The following is a 17,763-nucleotide window of genomic DNA, read 5'->3' as shown; positions in this document are numbered from 1 at the left end:
AATTCAATTATTGTTTTTGTAATACTGTACATTCTCTTTCACAATGATGTCAATGGCGCTGTAATTGATCTCTTCAGCCGGCTTTTTTGAGAGAAGATAACTGAACATGGCCATGGCCGATTTGTATGCCTGTTCCTGCGGTTTCTGGCATATCAGGAAGCTTATGCTGCCTTTTTCAAGATAGCGAATGTTGTCATCCACCAGGTCATAGCCGATCAGAACAACAGGCTGATGCTTCTCCGAAACAGGGGCAACCCTGTATACCCTTGAATTGGTAACAAAAATTCCCGAAATAGACGGGTATTCCTCAAATAAGCGGTTAAGGGAATGTGCGGGTTCCTTTTTAAGTGATAGATCAATGGCAACAGACAGAATATCAATTTTCCCTGTTGATTGAAGCGTGGTGAAATAATGCCTGAAACCATCCTCACGCTTCTGCATATGCCGGGTGATGATCTTGTTGCTGGCCATATTCAGGACAATCACCATTGCATTCCCACGAAGAGCTTGATGCATGAGCTTTGCGGCCACAATACCGCTTTGAAATGCGTCCTGTCCGAAATAGGCAAGTGCCTGCCCATCCAGGTTATTGTCAATGAACATCAGGGGAATTCCCTTTTCTTTACATACCGAAATCGGTTTTAAAGCCGCATCATGAAAATGGGGTGCCATTATAAGGCCGTCAGGCGATGACGATAATATGGATGCAAATTTATCGATAAATGACTGTTCATTCCCCGGATCATAATGTGAAACAGAAATAGTGGTATTGAAGTCCTTTAGTTCGTGGGATGCCCTTGAAAATCCTTCCATCGGATTTTTCCAGTAAGGGTTGTTTTTGCCTGAATCGGGAATGAGAACGGCAATATTGAATTTCTTTTTAAGAGCAAGCGATTTTGCCAACAGGTTGGGAGTATAACCCAATTTCTGAATGAATGACATCACCCGATCATGGGTTTCCTGGTTTACTTCACCGCGATGATGCAGAACACGGTCAACGGTTCCAATTGAAACACCTGCCATTGAAGCAATATCCTTAATGGTAACCCGTTGATTTGATGTTTTCTTTATCCGGTCCATACCTGTCGTGTACGTTAACGGCAAGATAGGGAATATTTTTAAGAAACAGATGATTTTTAAGAAAAAGATGCTGGATACTGGATGGTGGATACTGGATGGTGGATAAGCGCACGTCATTGCGAACCTCCGATTCCTGCGGAGGTGAAGCAATCTGCCCGAACAGGCAGAACCTCGCCAAATCGGCAATGGTATTTTTGTATTCGGTATTCGGTTTCAGTCTTTGCAATGCCCTTCATGTGCAGGCAGATTGCTTCGTCGCATTACATTCTGCAATAAATATTGATTTTTCAGGCTCCTCGCAATGACGTTAGGATTGCATCGACCTCACCCACTCCTCCTGACCCTTTGCCACTTCTTCAGGGGTGAGCTGCCATTTGTAGGAGGCAATGGTCCAGAAGTGACTGAACGGATCGCGAATACTCCCGAGCCGGTCGCCCCAGAAGGCATCCGTCATTTCATGAACTACAGTGCAACCCGCCTTCACAGCCTGGTTGTAAACGGCATCACAGTTTTCTACATACATAAAAAGCGATGCGGTTAACTGCCCGCCATTTTCTGTATAGTCTGAAAATGTATCGGACATCATCAGGTTTGTATCCCCGATTTTGATCATGGCGTGCATAATTTTGCCGTCAGGTGCATGGGCAATATTTCCGACAACTGAAGCATTAAATGCTTTTTTATAAAATTCAATGGCTTCTTTGCAATTACCTTTATAAAAAAGTTGGACAGTAACTGTGTTCATCCCTTCGGGAACCGGTTTTGGAGCTTTAACTGGCATATGTTGTTAAGGATTTTCAATTCGTGTGTAAACAAACAACGTACCCGCATTAATTGTTTTTGGTTATCAAATGAAATTTTATGACTCATCCTTAATTATTACCTTAGCCCCATTATTTCAAAAAAATGAATTCCGCTTCTTCCCGCAAGGTGCTGAATATTGTTGTAATTGTCGCTGCACTTGGCTATTTCGTCGATATTTATGATTTAATCATTTTCGGAATAGTTAAGAATCCAAGCCTTACCGATTTAGGCCTGACAAGCAGCACAGATCTGTTCAACACCGGAAATTTCATCCTGAATATGCAGATGGCTGGTATGCTTCTCGGCGGAATAGTCTGGGGTGTACTGGGCGATAAACGGGGCCGGCTGTCGATTCTTTTCCTCACCATCCTGCTCTATTCAATGGCAAATATCGCCAACGGCTTTGTATACCACGTAAATCAATATGCATGGCTGAGATTTTTTGCGGGGTTCGGACTTTCAGGAGAATTCGGACTTGGCGTCACCCTTGTATCTGAGGTGATGTCAAAGGAAAAAAGAGGACTGGGAGCCAGTATAGTTTCAGGAATCGGAATCCTGGGGGCTGTGCTTGCTTTTGTGGTTGCCGAGCGATTCAACTGGAGGGCAGCCTATTTTACAGGAGGCGGACTCGGCCTTCTTCTGCTCGTGATGCGGATCGCCGTGTACGAGTCAGGTATGTATGAAAAGGCAAAATCACAATCAGTAAGTAAAGGTAATTTCCTTGCACTGTTCACCAATATTAAGCGTTTCCGGAAGTTTATTTTTTGCGCGCTATTAGCTCTTCCTACATGGTACACCGTGAGCATTCTTACGATAAACGCTCCTTCATTTGCAGCAGCGCTGCATATACAGGGAACAGTAAAGGGATCAACCTCTGTTATGCTTCACTACACAGGCGCAGCCATAGGCAGCTTCCTTTTCGGATATATTTCTCTTGTTTTCCGATCCCGAAAAAAAGCCATCATCGTGGCTACCTGTTGCATAGCGGTGCTGACAGCAGTCTATTTTTCACTTTTCAATGCAAGGCCGTTAGCTGTGTATATTGTCCTTCTTATATTGGGAATTCCCATGGGTGGCTTATGGGCGATATTTGTCACCGCAGCTGCCGAACAATTCGGAACGAACATACGGGCAACCGTAACCACCACGGCGCCAAACTTTGTAAGAGGCGCTACTATCCTGATGACCCTGATGCTGGGTTCACTTTCACCGGTGACCGGGTTATGGACTGCCGGTGTCGTCACCGGTATTCTTTTCATTGGTATTGCCCTGGTGTCGGTATTTTTCACCGAAGAAACCTATGGCAAGGAACTAGACTATCTTGAGCCAATCTGATATGGAAAATCTTAAAATTGCGACCGCTCAGTTTGAAAACAAAAGCGGTGATAAGAAATACAATCTTTCGGTAATTGACAGCCTTTCTAAAAAGGCCGCTTCACAAGGTGCCAGGGCTGTTGCATTTCATGAGTGTTCGGTAACCGGGTATACTTTTGCCCGCAAACTTTCACGTGAACAAATGCTGGGCCTTGCCGAACTTATCCCTGACGGGGAAAGCACAAAGGCCCTGCAGGAAATTGCATCGAAAAACAATATTGCCATTCTTGCGGGATTATTTGAGAAGGACAGCGATCATCAGTTATACAAAACCTATATCTGCGTGAATAAAACCGGACTGGTTGCTAAGTTCCGCAAGCTTCATCCTTTTATTAATCCCTTTCTTACGCCGGGTAATGAATATTGCGTTTTTGATCTTGAAGGCTGGAAATGCGGTATTCTCATATGCTACGACAACAATATCATTGAAAATGTAAGGGCTACCGCACTGCTGGGGGCCGATATCATTTTCATGCCCCACGTTACCATGTGCACCCCTTCAACACGTCCCGGTGCCGGTTTTGTGGATCCTGCCCTCTGGCAAAACAGGGAAAATGATCCTGCATCACTGCGAATCGAGTTTGACGGAATGAAAGGTCGCGACTGGCTGATGAAATGGCTTCCGGCAAGAGCTTATGATAATGGGATTTATGTTGTGTTTTCCAATCCCATTGGCATGGACGATGACCAGCTTAAAAATGGCTGTTCGATGATTATCGATCCGTTCGGAGATATCCTGGCAGAATGCAGAACCCTGGGAGACGATGTGATCTCTCATGTGATCACTCCCGAAAAATTGACGCTTTCAGGAGGTCATCGCTACCTTATGGCAAGGAGGCCTGAATTGTACCGCGACATAATAGGCATGGACCATAAGGCTGTTCAAAAAGTAATCTGGATGTAAAACCCTTATATCATTACCATTTCAACAATGTCTTCAGAAAAAGTTAAAACTGCCAGGCTTTCCATAATCTCAAACTCGCTTTTAATCACAATGAAAGTGGTGGCCGGGCTCATCAGCGGATCTGTGAGTATCCTTTCAGAGGCCATTCATTCAGGGATGGACCTTCTGGCAGCCATTATTGCCTTTTTTTCGGTCAAGTTTTCTAACACCCCTCCGGATAAGGAACATCCTTACGGACACGGTAAATTTGAAAATGTTTCAGGGGTTATTGAAGCCATGCTCATCTTTGTGGCTGCAGGCTGGATCATTTACGAAGCCATTCATAAAATATCAAATCCCACAAAAGTCGAAAATATTCAGATCGGCAGTGTTGTTATGGGCATTTCAGCTATTGTCAATTTTCTCGTTTCAAAAAAACTCTACAAAGTGGCCCGCAAAACCGATTCGATTGCCCTTGAAGCCGACGCCCTGCACCTGAAAACTGATGTTCTTACATCACTCGGAGTGGCAGTCGGACTGATCCTGATCTGGATTACCCGTTGGACAATACTCGACCCGGTCGTTGCAATTATTGTGGCCCTCATGATAATCCGTGAATCCTACCGCCTTTTGAAAAATGCCTTTTCACCCTTGCTTGATGCATCACTTTCAGATGAAGAGAACAAAATCATCCGTGAAGAGATTACAAAAAGAAATATCGGTTTCCATGATCTCAGGACCAGAAAGTCGGGCCATTACCGTTTTGCCGAACTGCACCTTGAGATGCCTGAAAACATGAGCCTGAAAGAAGTCCATTCGATCTGCGATCAGATAGAATCGGAAATTGAGAACAAAATTGCCCATATAAACATCAATATTCATGTTGAACCAGTAAATGAACCGTAAATTCAGCCACCCGAACAACAAAAGATCACGTTATTTCGGATTCGACCGCAATATCTTCTTCACCGGTATTACAAGCTTCCTTACCGACACTTCCATCAAAATGGTGTACAGTGTGATGCCACTATTCCTGTTGTCGATAGGCGCATCAAAAACAACCTTGTCGCTGATTGAAGGTATTGCTGAAAGTACGGCTTCTCTTCTAAAAGCCGTTTCGGGGTTCTGGAGTGACCGGGTGGGACGGAACAAACCATTTATGATAATCGGATACGGATTGACAGCATTGGTAACTCCTTTATATGCCGGTGTTATAAGTCCATTGCAGGTACTGTTCCTCCGTTTTGCCGAACGCATAGGTAAAGGGTTACGTACAGCTCCGAGGGACAGCCTCATCAGTGCCTCTATTCAAAAAAATGAAGCAGGGAAAAGTTTCGGATTTCACAAAGCTATGGATAACAGCGGAGCCATCATCGGACCACTGATTGCCTTCTTGTTTCTGGCTCTGTTTCCGCTGAAGTATGAGTATATTTTTATAGCCGCAGGCTTGCCGGCTTTGCTTGGTGTCATTTCAGTCATTGTTTTTATCCGTGAAGCCCGCACCGATTCAGGCAGCACCAAAGTCCGCCTGTCCTCATGGAAGCAGCTGCCACGAAACTATTTTATTGTCCTCGGAATTCTGTTTATCTTTTCTCTTGGAAATTCAACTGACGCACTTCTCCTGGTGAAGACAAGTGAAAGTGGGGTCAAATCGACGTATATTCCCTTTATCTACATGATTTTTAATTCGGTTTCCGTTCTTCTGGCCATACCTGCAGGGAAGCTATCCGACCGAATCGGTCGCGAAAAACTGATTACATGGGGATTCCTTGTATACGCGCTTGTCTATTTTCTTTTCGGTACTTTCAGTTCAATTCCCTTGCTCATCCTGGCCTTTGTTTTTTATGGCGTCTATAGTGCTTTCAGTGATGGAAGCCAGAAAGCCCTCATTTCTGATCTGACTGGAACTGCTATAAAAGGAACAGGTTTCGGAATATACCATGCCATGCTCGGCATCACGCTGTTGCCTGCAAGTCTGATTGCCGGACTTCTCTACGATCGTGTAACTCCTGCTGCAGCTTTCTATTTCGGCGGAGCAATGGCCATTCTGGCGGCTTCACTTATGGCATTATTTCAAAAAGCGCAAAAAAGAAAATTATCGGTTTCTAATTAATTGTGAGTCTTATCTTTATTCCCGGCTGTTGAGGTAAAGTGAAATACATTTCAGGTTTCCTGTTGTCCTTGTGAAAGGCAAAGAGCACACACAATTGTTAGTTCGAGGTTGACTCTTCCTAACTTGGTGTAATTAATCCTTGCCCCATGAAACCTATTTTTATTCTGATCATAGCATTTTTGTCGTTTCATCAACTTTCCGGCCAGGTAACGGTTAAGGGCCGCGTGGTTGACGACCAGCAGGTAGCCCAGCCGGGTGTGACCGTGCAGATCAAAAACACATTTAAAGGTACAATTACGGGCGCCGACGGTTCCTATTCATTAGTTGTACAACCCTCAGATACCCTCGTTTTCTCAATGGTTGGTATGGCAACACAGGTTTTCGCGGTGGGTGACAAAACCGAAATTAATGTTACCCTGGCTGTCGAAACCACAATGATGGAAGAAGTAGTAGTAGTCGGATACGGCACACAGCGTGTAAAAGATCTCACAGCACCCGTAGTTACTGTTAAAGGAGCCGAACTCTCAAAACAGGCAACTTCCAATGCCATGCAGGCCCTTCAGGGCAGAGTGCCGGGTGTGCAAATCATTAACAGCGGTGTTCCCGGCAGCGGTGCTTCTGTAAAAATCAGGGGTGTGGGTTCCATCGGTGATTATGCTAACCCTCTTTATGTTGTGGATGGGGTATTTGTGGATAATATCGATTTCCTGGGAGCCGGAGACATTGAAGATGTCACCGTGCTTAAAGATGCTTCCGCTGCAGCAATCTACGGAGTAAGGGCAGCTAACGGCGTTGTACTTATAACAACCAGGAAAGGCATCTCCATTAAGCCCACAGTAAAATATGATGGTTATTATGGTATTCAGCTACCGGTGAATATAATGAAAATGGCTACCAAAAACCAGTATGTCGAGTTAATGAACGAGGCTAATGCAGATGCAACAGGTTATATTCCCAAAGATCCGAATAACTATCCTGCCAGCACCGACTGGTATCAGAAGCTGGTAAGAACTGCCCCTATGAGCGGGCATAGTCTTGACATATCAGGCGGTGAAAATAAAACTTCCTATTCATTCGGTGGAAGTTACATATACCAGGAAGGGATCATGAATACAAGGAACGATTACAGCCGCTACAATATCCGTGGCCGCCTTGATCAGGATGTGAACCAGTATATTAAAATCGGCCTGAACGCCATTATTACCAATTACCAGCAACACAACCCCAACCAGGGTGCCTTCTTCGGAGCCTATGTGAATCCGCCGGTTTATCCTATATATAATGATCAGAATACAGAAGCATACCCTGTAAAGTTTGATTCACCACAGCGGTATGGCTTCGGTAACCAGTACGGAAACCCGGTTGCATCAGCCTATTATACCGATAATTTTGAAAAGGGGAATAAACTGGTTTTTAACGGTTATGTTGAACTTCGCCCGATCAAAGACAAACTCAGCCTTAAGATATCTTATAACCAGGATCAGGGCAATTACACGCTCAGGTCCTTCGTACCTGAATTTAATGTCGGCGGTTCACAGGGTGTGAGAAAGAGTATGCTGAACCGGACATTCGGTAACAGCCTGAAACAGATTCTTGATAATACAATAACATACAAAAACCAGGCAGGACAGCTCAGTTATTCCATTCTGCTCGGCCAGTCATCGCGACTTGAAGTATGGGATAACATGACAGGCACAGCCAAGGATGTTCCGGGGCTTGATGATCAGTCGAAATACCTTCACCTTGGTTCTACATTGGACCGATATGCCGATGATGCAGCTGAAAGACATTTCAGTATATCGTATTTTACGCGGGGCACATTGAACTATGCGGATAAATACCTGGCCACACTCACATTCAGGGCAGACGGCAGTCAGAAATTCCAGAAAAAATGGGGTTATTTTCCTTCAATCGGATTGGGATGGACGCTTACCCGTGAGAACTTTATGGAGAACCAGCAAATCTTCAGTTACCTGAAAATGCGTGCAAGCTGGGGAATGATGGGTAATGCAAACGTACCGGCAAATTCTAACCTTGTGCTGGGACAGACCGGTGCCGGAAGTTCGGGCATTTTCGGCGATAACCTGGTGCCGGGAATGGGAGCTCTCACCGTTATACCCTATTCAATGCGCTGGGAGGTTGTGGATGAATTCGACGGCGGATTCGACTTTACATTAAAAGGAGAAAAGCTGTCCGGTGCACTCGATTTTTACAGGCGTGTAACCCACGATGTAATTTTTTACACGCCGATCCCAACAGGCGGCGGCACTGTTGAGCAATTACGGAACAACGGCAAAGTGCTGAATGAAGGGATCGAACTCAGCCTGAATTATACTCAGCAGTATGCCGGGGGACTTAAAATGAACATCGGTTTCAACGTAACCGCAAACAAGAATAAAGTTCTTGAATTGCAGGGACGAGATTACATCCCGGGAGCCATGATCCGTGGTAACTACACAACCCGCACAGCAGTTGGCCATCCTATAGGTTCTTTCTATGGATACGAAATAGCAGGCGTTTACAAAACGGAAGGAGAAGCCCTGCTCGACCCGGTTAGCCAGACAATTAAAAACGCAGGTTTTTTTAAATACAAAGATCAGAATGGCGATAATGTTATAAACGAAAAGGATAAGTTATACCTTGGGAGCCCGGTACCGTGGCTGACTTCCGGACTTGACATAGGCTTTAACTACCATTTGTTCGATCTGAGCATTTCATTTATGGGGCAGCTTGGAAATAAAATTCTGAATGCCAAACGGATGAATCGTGATGTATTTACCGATGGCAATTATGACCAGGATTTCTATGAGAACCGTTGGACCCCGGATCAAAAATCGGATAAATACCCCTCCGCTGCCGCCTACAACTATTCGTTCATACAGCAGGCCAATGATTTTTTTGTGGAGAACGGATCTTTTGTCAGAATTCAGAATATACAGGCCGGATATACAACAAGTAAGATAAAGTTTATTCCATCCCTGAGAATTTACATATCGGCTCAAAGACCTTTCACGTTCTTTACCTACAAAGGTTTTACTCCCGAAATCGGAGGGAACCCGATCTCCAGTGGCATCGACAATTCGGTTTACCCGCTTCAGGCAGTTTACACAGTAGGTTTAACAGCCAGTTTCTAATTAAAAAGCAGTACTATGAAAACAACATATATTTCCGCAATTCTGGCAGCAGCATTGGTTTTCATCAGTTGTGAAGATTACCTCGATACCCGGCCTGAAGTAACCATTCCGACTACAGGAATTGATTATTCAAAATCCGAGAATATATTCCTTCCGGTAAGTGCCGCCTATGCCAGTCTGAGATCTTATGGAGCCCACGTATTCCCCTATATCGGTGCATTTGAAATAGCTTCTGACAATGCCGATAAGGGTAGTACGCCGGAAGATAACCCCCCGATGCTCGAACTGGATAACCATTCGTACGCTTCGGATAACGGTTTGATAAACGATTTATGGGTAGCTTATTACGATATTGTGAGCAGTGCCAATTATGCAATCCATCAAATGCCGCTTTTTTCCCAGGCACTGCAAAACAATGATGACAAAGCTTACGCCATGCAATGCCAGGGTGAGGCAAAAACAATCAGGGCCTATGCCTATTTTAACCTCACCCGGCTTTTTGGAAGAGTTCCCATCATTGACACCCTGCTTACCGCTGAACAATTAGCCGCTGTGAGCCAGGCCAATACGTCACAGCTGTATGATTTTATCGAAAATGACCTTGAAGAGGCCATTGCGGTTCTGCCTGCCGGTTATACCAAAGAATGGGCCGGAAGGATTACAAAGTATACGGCCATGGCCCTGAAAGCCAAGGTACACCTGTATCAGTCGGAATGGGATTCTGTAGCCTCACTTACCGACCGGATTATCGCTTCCGGCAACTATGCCCTGCTGGATAACTTCAGGGATGTGTTCAGCGTGGATGGAGAAAACAGCGAAGAATCACTGTTTGAAATACAAAGTTCCACCCTGGGAAAGACGATCGGAGATCAGACTTTTGTTGAATATGCCTACGTTCAGGGCCCGCGTGGTAATTACCCGGGTAACATGCAGGGTTGGGGGTTTTGCACACCAAGCCAGGACCTTATTGATTTTTTCAACGCGCGCGACGAAACCATCAGGCCTGCAACCACCCTTCTTTACAGGGGCACTAAAACACCGGAAGGCGACAGCATTAAAAAGGCGTGTGTAAACCCGGTATACAACGGGAAAGTATATACCCCTTCAATTTATAATATATGGAATTATAACGGCTACGGGTTTGAACATAACGTGCGCATTCTCCGTTATGCCGATGTGCTGTTAATGTATGCTGAAGCACTTGCCAGGGGTTCTTCATGGCCGGTTACGAGCGGTCTCACAGCTGATGATGCCGTAAACCAGGTAAGAACAAGGGCAGGACTCACGCCCCTGGGCGGTGCCACAGTGCAGCAGATACTGGATGAACGCAGGGCTGAACTTGCGCTCGAAGAAGACCGGTATTTTGACCTTATCCGAACCGGACAGGCTGCTGCGGTTCTTGCTTCAAAGGGCTTTGTTGCCGGTAAACATGAGGTTTACCCGATACCAGCCGTTCAAATGCAGCTTAACACCAATCTCACACAAAACAATGGTTACTAATCAGAATATAATTCATGTTTAATCAAACTAAATAATTATGAAAAACAAATTCGGTCTTTTTGAAGTAATGCTTGCTGTTCTTATGGTAAGCTTTGTATTTACATCATGTAAGAAAGATGATAATGGCAATGGTGGTGATGGGAAAACCGATCCCAGCACAATTGCCGCATCAAACCTGGTTGCCTATTTCCCGTTTGACGGAGACGGGGTAGATGAAGTTAACGGATTAACTCCCAGTGAAACTGCCGATAACGTTACCTATGCTCCCGGAAGAAGAGGAGACGCTTACCAGGGCGCAGATAATGCATATCTGCTTTATAACCTGCCTTCAGGAAATAAATTGCGTGACCTTAAGGCATTCAGTATTGCCATGTGGTTTTATGGAACACCTGCACTTGAAGGTGTAGATCCTGTTCCCGGAATTATTCAGATCGGAGGTACTTCTGATCCAGTATGGGGAAATCTTTGCCTTACACAAGACAGAATGCCTGATGCAGCAGATACCCTCAATATTAAAATTGTGTTTCACAAAGAAGGTGCTGTTTGGGCTAACCAGTTTGTGGGATTTTCAAACAGCGCTTTTGTTGAGAATATGTGGATGCATATTGTATTTGCCTATGATAACACAACATCCAAGTACATGGTTTATGTTAACGGCGAACCTCTTGCACTTGGGGCAGGTATTACCGACCGTTGGGCAGCCGGTGAAGAAGTTGACCCCAGGCCACCTTTCGGCGACTTAGCCTTCAATAACGCTACTCAAATGTCGATTGGCGGATGGATGCAAAAGGTACTCGGACTTTCATCGGATGCTTGGATGGGCTATTTCACCGGTAAAATGGACGAATTACGTATTTATGACAAGGGGCTGAATGCTACAGAAGCATCCGACCTCTTCAAAGCCGAAGTTTCTCAATTGGAATAGTCAGCCTTACTAAAAGGCCTCATTGTTAGGGTTGTCAAGGCCCGGTAAAATATTCCGGGCCTTACATTAAATTTTATTAATCCAATGTACAGGTATTGCTTGATCCCGTTACTCTGCTTCGTGCTTTCATGCAATAAGGAGCACCCGGATAATCTGAATGGTGAGATCGTTATTGACTCCGTTTTCGTCAATAACGTATATGTTGCCAATAAATCCAGTTTAAGTAATGTGGATTACAAGCGTGTCGAGATAAAAATCCATTTTCAGTCGGCCGTTGATACGCTTGATTTCATCCGGAAGAAACTGTTCATAACAGGAGGTATAGATACTAATTACCTGTACAGCTTTGATGATAACAGGCGGAATCTTAGGGCTGTTATAACAAACGGGCTTGAAGGGCTCACCACATACAGGATGCAGTTTGACCAGGGAAGTAACCTGGGAGGAAGAATCAATGAAAGCTATTCGGTTGTTTTCATTACAAACCTGGATGATACTCCGAAATTTCCTGAAATCTCTGAGGATTCCCTGCTCACCCTTACCGAGCAGCGAACTTTTGCCTATTTCTGGGATTATGGCCACCCCGTATCGGGACTTGCCCGTGACCGGCTGGGCGGAGGGGATGTGGTTACTTCAGGAGGCAGCGGCTTTGGAATATTGGCCATACTCACGGGAATCAACCGTGGCTTTATAACCCGCCAGGAAGGGTTTGAACGGATATCTAATATGGTGAATTTCCTTGCTGACCCGGAAACCGACAAATTTCACGGAGCCTTCCCTCACTGGCTCAACGGCTCAAGCGGCACCTCCATTCCTTTCAGTCAGAAAGACAACGGCGGCGACCTCGTGGAAACGGCTTTCCTGATGCAGGGATTGTTGACTGCAAAGGAATATTTTATTAACGGAAGCCAGGAAGAACAGTCGCTTTGCGATACCATACAAAAAATGTGGGAGAACGTGGAATGGGACTGGTACCGGAACAACGGGCAGGAAAAGCTATTCTGGCACTGGTCGCCCAACTACAACTGGGATATGAACATGCCTGTCACCGGATGGAATGAAGCTATGCTTGTATACATACTGGCTGCCTCATCACCCACTCATTCGATTGAGAAATCCGTGTACGTTAATGGGTGGGCCCGAAACGGCGCTATCAAAAACGGCAATTCGTATTATGGAATTGAGCTCCCTCTTGGGGAATCGTACGGCGGTCCTTTGTTTTTCGCCCATTATTCATTTCTCGGTCTTGATCCCCGTAACCTGTCGGATGAATACGCCGATTACTGGCAGCAAAATACAGCACATGCGAAAATCAACTATCAGTACTGTGTAACCAATCCCCGCAAATACCCGGGTTACAGCTCCAAATGCTGGGGACTCACGGCCAGTGATATACCTGACGGATACACAGCAAGTTCTCCGAATAACGATGTTGGCGTTATTGCTCCTACAGCGGCCCTCTCGTCATTCCCCTACACTCCTGCTGAAAGCATGGAAGCTCTTAAGTTCTTTTACTATGTGCTGGGCGATAAAATATGGGGCACCTATGGTTTCACCGATGCCTTCAGCCTTAAGGAAAAATGGTTCGCCACATCATACCTTGCCATTGACCAGGGCCCGATTATTTGCATGATAGAAAATTACCGAACCGGATTTCTCTGGGATTTATTTATGTCGAACAATGAAATAAAAGCCGGTTTGACAAAACTGGGCTTCTCTTACTGATATGAAGAAAACTGTACTGTTATTCGTTGGAATTTCTGTCCTTTTCACTGCCTGCAGCAGCAAGCAGCTTTCACAGAAAGCAAAAGATGAAAAAGGAAATCACCGCCTTTCAGATGATTCGCTGCTGAACCTGGTTGAATACAATACTTTTCAGTATTTCTGGGACGGCGCTGAACCCGTGTCGGGTATGGCAAGGGAACGGTATCACGTTGACGGCGTTTACGAAGAGAATGACATGAACGTGGTGACCTCCGGAGGCAGTGGTTTCGGAATAATGGCCATCCTGGTCGGGATTGAACGAAATTTTATCACACGAACAGAAGGCTATAACCGGTTGCTTCACATTGTGAATTTTCTTAAAAAAGCCGACCGGTTTCATGGTGCATGGCCACACTGGCTTTATGGAGAAACAGGGAAAGTTAAGCCGTTCAGTACGAAAGACAACGGCGCCGATATTGTTGAAACCGCCTATCTCATGCAGGGTCTGCTGACTGCACGGGAGTACTTCCGCACCGGGTCAGATGAAGAGCAGCAACTGGCCGCTGAGATTGATAACTTATGGAAACAGGTTGAATGGAACTGGTTTACCAAAAACGGCAAAGAGGATTTCCTTTACTGGCACTGGTCGCCAAATTACAACTGGGAAATGAATAACCCGGTCCGGGGTTATAACGAGTGCCTTATTACGTATGTGCTTGCAGCCTCCTCTCCCACTTACCCAATAAGCCCGGATGCCTATCATAAGGGCTGGGCGCGGAACGGCACTATTACATCAGGAAATGAAAAATACGGGTACAAGCTCATCATGAAATTCAATGGCGCGGAGGAATTCGGAGGCCCGCTTTTCTGGGCTCACTATTCTTACCTTGGGCTTGATCCTTCAAAAATAAAGGACCGTTACGCGGATTACTGGACACTCAACCGCAACCAGTCGCTGATAAACTGGGAATGGTGCAAGCGAAATCCATTACATTATAAGGCTTACAGTGACTCCTGCTGGGGCCTTACGGCAGGTTACTCTACGGAAGGTTATGCCGCTCATGCACCCGGGGAAAGAACTGACCTGGGTGTAATAACCCCTTCAGCTGCCCTGAGTTCCTTTCCATACACGCCTGAACAAAGTATGAAGGCACTCAAATATTTCTACTTTACAATGGGGGATAAAATATTCGGCAAATATGGTTTTTATGATGGGTTCAGCGTGAACAAGAACTGGTATCCCAAAAGGTACCTGGCCATCGACCAGGGTCCTGAAATCGTTATGATTGAAAATTACAGGAGCGGTTTGTGCTGGAAATACTTCATGCAAGCCCCTGAGGTAATAAAAGGACTTGAAAGACTGGGCTTCACTATCTCTAAATAATTTTTGTATTTTTACTCTGACCAGAGAAATACAAAAAACTACATGTTTTACCCCAGGGGAAAATTCAAACGGTTCCCTTTTCTATTGTTTTGCTTTGCGTTAACAAACGCTGCCGCGCAGTGGCAGTCGAGTCCTGATATTATTCCCGCTCTCCTGTCAAGCCGCCTGCCGGTTGACAACCAGAACTGGGAAATAAGCCAGGATCCGCTGAGCGGGTATATGTATTTTGCCAATTCAACCGGACTGGTCGCGTATAACGGTTTAAGCTCAAGAGTTTACAAATTACCTTCGCAACAGGGAATCCGCTCGGTTTATGCTTCACCTTCGGGAATCATTTATACCGGATCATTTGAAGATTTCGGCATGTGGAAACCCGATGGCAATGGCGGTTTGGTTTACAGTTCACTCACCAAAGGAATCCGGGTTCCTAAAAACGATGAAATCTGGAATATTCTTGAACTAAACGGGACCATCTATTTTCAATCGTTTACAACCATTTATGCGTTAAAGGGCCAATCAGTAAAAACCATTTCTGCTCCCGCCATCATGCTGTTCATGTTCAGGGTTGGCGACCGGTTTATCGTGCAGGCGCTCGGAAAGGGATTGTACTATTTTGACGGGAATCATTTTGTATTTATCGAAGGAAGCAATCTGTTTGCTGTACGTGAAGTGCTTGCCCTGATCCAAAGGCCATCCGGTTTTTGGGTGTGCACAGCAAAGGACGGAATCTATACGTACGACGGCAGCTCATTTGACTTTCTGCCCGGAGAATTATCGAGATTTCTCAGTGTGTATACCTGCAATGCAGGAATCAGCTCCGGCGATTCCCTTTTTGTATTCGGAACCATACTGAATGGCATTGTTCTCAGCAATGCAAATGGCGACATTCTTAAAGTATACAATTATTCAAACGGACTGAATAACAACACCGTATTATCCCTTTATAAAGACAACCGAAACAACATATGGGCAGGGCTCGATGAAGGGATTAACTGCATAAACCCCGATTCACGGTATAAACAGTTTGCAGATAAAAACGGAAGGCTTGGAACCATTTACAGCCTGCTCCGGAAAAATAACCTAATCTATTTCGGCACCAATCATGGCCTTTTTGCAGCCGACCTTTCAGAACAGGATGGCGATTTTTCATTTACAAACCTCTCTCTCGTTTCAGGAACCCAGGGACAGGTCTGGAATATCTTCGAATATGATAACCGTTTATTCTGCGGGCATAATGAAGGAACGTTTATCATCAATGACAGGTCAGTCACCAAAATGTCGAATGTAACAGGAGGATGGTGCTTTGCCGGTTACCATGATGACCTTCTTCAGGGAACATATACCGGGATTGTTGTATTCAGAAAAAATCAACCCGGTAACTGGTATTACTCCCACAGGGTCGAAGGTTTTGGCGAGCCCACAAGGTACATTGAAGTGGATTATCTCGGGTATGTGTGGGCTGTTCATCATCAGAACGGCATTTACAGGCTTGAGCTCAATGATAATACCGATTCGGTGGTGAATTCAGAGTATTTCAGCACACTTGACAACCAGTCGGGAAAGATTACCATTTCGTCCATTAATAACCAGGTGGTATTCATGAATACCCGCCATATCTTTTCGTTCGATGCGGAGAATAAAAAATTCTTCCCTGTAAAGGAACTTGAAAAAGGACTGGGAGAATATGCACGATCCACAAGGATCATTCACCAGGAAAAAAACAGGTACTGGTTTATCCTTGAAGATAAGATCGCTTTGTTTGAAATATCGAGGTCCTTCGAAGCCCGTAAAATAAGGGAACTTCTTCAACGGTATACTGATCTCCCGGGGCGAGAACAGCAGATCATAGCACTTGATCAACACAACCTGCTGATACCCACCCGGCAGGCTTTCTCAATACTGAATATGCGTGAAACCCGGGGCTACACAGAAAGAAAGCCCCCGCTCATCGCTCATACCTCATTCAGCGGCAAATCTCAAACACTTATTTTAACACCGTGGAAAGGCCGGATAACCATTCCTAACCGGGATAATAATCTTACAGTTTTTATTGCAGATCCGAATGGATACGGAACCGGGGAAAATGTGATCCTTTACCGGGTTCCTCAAATCGATCCGAAGTGGCGCACACTTGTAACCGATAATTTCTCATTTCTGAACCTTCACCATGGCAGTTATACCGTCCAGGTGAAGTCGGATGAGGGAAATGAAATCACTGAGTTTGCTTTCACTATTAAGCGCCCTTGGTACATCAGCATGGTGGCGCTCGGTGCTTATTTGATAGCCCTGGCCGGACTTACGCTTCTTATTATAAGAATTTTCAAATCGGAATTGAACAGGCAGCGACAGATTATTGAATACGAGGTAAGAAAGAACAAGCTCGAAAATGAACTCGATTACAAAAGTTTTGAGCTGATGCTTACCATGCGCTACCTCATACGCAAAACGGAGATCCTGAAAGAATTGCAGTACCAGATTGATTCCTTAAAGGAAGTTTCAGCCAAATACCCTGTAAAGTTTGTGAAGGAAATGGAAAGGATCATAAACGAAGGACTTGATTCACAAACAGAGGAATGGAAGACTGTGATGAATAACCTGAAAATGTCACAGGAAGGTTTTTTCAGAAGATTAAAAGAAAAATTCCCTAACCTCACGCCAAATGATCTCAGGTTGTGTTCCTACCTGAGAATGAATTTCTCCACAAAGGAAATTGCCCACCTGCTTAATATTTCAGGAAGAGCCGTTGAAATCGGAAGATACAGGCTCAGGACGAAGATGCATCTTGACCATAGCACAAACCTTACCGAATTTCTTATTGCCGAAGCAGAAAAAGAGGCCTGATTTGGTAATTTCTGTAAACAA

General features: G+C 45.0%; 13 protein-coding genes. 10 read left to right on the top strand and 3 right to left on the bottom strand.

Annotated elements, in window-relative coordinates; translation table 11 throughout:
• Positions 1–3: 3 nt before the first annotated feature.
• From VK179_19145 to VK179_19135, 3 genes are all read right to left on the bottom strand, one after another.
• Entirely contained in the window at positions 4–1,080 is a 1,077-nt protein-coding gene (locus VK179_19145; protein HLO60875.1) for a substrate-binding domain-containing protein, read from the bottom strand.
• Positions 1,037–1,306, bottom strand: coding sequence for a hypothetical protein (locus VK179_19140; protein ID HLO60874.1), 270 nt, complete (start codon positions 1,304–1,306; stop codon positions 1,037–1,039). The genes VK179_19145 and VK179_19140 overlap by 44 nt, the downstream gene beginning before the upstream one ends.
• Before the next feature lie 81 nt (positions 1,307–1,387).
• Positions 1,388–1,861 carry a glyoxalase/bleomycin resistance/extradiol dioxygenase family protein gene (locus VK179_19135; protein ID HLO60873.1) on the bottom strand — a complete coding sequence of 158 codons (474 nt, stop codon included), beginning with the start codon at positions 1,859–1,861 and terminating at the stop codon, positions 1,388–1,390.
• A gap of 125 nt (positions 1,862–1,986) precedes the next feature.
• Here VK179_19135 and VK179_19130 point away from each other — a divergent pair, with 125 nt between their 5' ends.
• From VK179_19130 to VK179_19085, 10 genes are all read left to right on the top strand, one after another.
• Positions 1,987–3,219, top strand: a complete 1,233-nt coding sequence (locus tag VK179_19130; protein HLO60872.1) for an MFS transporter — start codon at positions 1,987–1,989, stop codon at positions 3,217–3,219.
• Between the two features lies 1 nt (position 3,220).
• The gene (locus VK179_19125; GenBank protein ID HLO60871.1) at positions 3,221–4,162 is read left to right on the top strand and encodes a nitrilase family protein; all 942 of its coding nucleotides are present in this window, start codon (positions 3,221–3,223) and stop codon (positions 4,160–4,162) included.
• Between the two features lie 27 nt (positions 4,163–4,189).
• On the top strand, positions 4,190–5,047 hold the full coding sequence (locus VK179_19120; GenBank protein ID HLO60870.1) for a cation diffusion facilitator family transporter: 858 nt from the start codon (positions 4,190–4,192) through the stop codon (positions 5,045–5,047).
• Positions 5,037–6,254 carry an MFS transporter gene (locus VK179_19115; protein ID HLO60869.1) on the top strand — a complete coding sequence of 406 codons (1,218 nt, stop codon included), beginning with the start codon at positions 5,037–5,039 and terminating at the stop codon, positions 6,252–6,254. Before VK179_19120 ends, VK179_19115 begins: the two co-directional genes overlap by 11 nt.
• Before the next feature lie 146 nt (positions 6,255–6,400).
• Positions 6,401–9,388: a TonB-dependent receptor gene (locus VK179_19110; protein HLO60868.1), complete on the top strand. Its 2,988-nt coding sequence runs from the start codon at positions 6,401–6,403 to the stop codon at positions 9,386–9,388.
• Positions 9,389–9,403: 15 nt separating this feature from the next.
• The gene (locus VK179_19105; protein HLO60867.1) at positions 9,404–10,888 is read left to right on the top strand and encodes a RagB/SusD family nutrient uptake outer membrane protein; all 1,485 of its coding nucleotides are present in this window, start codon (positions 9,404–9,406) and stop codon (positions 10,886–10,888) included.
• Positions 10,889–10,925: 37 nt separating this feature from the next.
• A complete protein-coding gene (locus tag VK179_19100) occupies positions 10,926–11,813 on the top strand; it encodes a LamG-like jellyroll fold domain-containing protein (protein HLO60866.1) in 888 nt (295 codons plus the stop codon).
• 84 nt (positions 11,814–11,897) lie between these two features.
• Entirely contained in the window at positions 11,898–13,538 is a 1,641-nt protein-coding gene (locus VK179_19095; GenBank protein ID HLO60865.1) for a glucoamylase family protein, read from the top strand.
• Between the two features lies 1 nt (position 13,539).
• Complete coding sequence (locus VK179_19090) at positions 13,540–14,901, top strand: glucoamylase family protein (GenBank protein HLO60864.1); 1,362 nt, start codon at positions 13,540–13,542, stop codon at positions 14,899–14,901.
• A gap of 42 nt (positions 14,902–14,943) precedes the next feature.
• Positions 14,944–17,742: a two-component regulator propeller domain-containing protein gene (locus VK179_19085; GenBank protein HLO60863.1), complete on the top strand. Its 2,799-nt coding sequence runs from the start codon at positions 14,944–14,946 to the stop codon at positions 17,740–17,742.
• Positions 17,743–17,763 lie beyond the last annotated feature (21 nt).

The organism is Bacteroidales bacterium (assembly GCA_035299085.1).
GTDB lineage: Bacteria > Bacteroidota > Bacteroidia > Bacteroidales > UBA10428 > UBA5072.
Note: the sequence above shows the minus strand (reverse complement) of the source record. Positions and strands in the feature narration are given on the sequence as shown.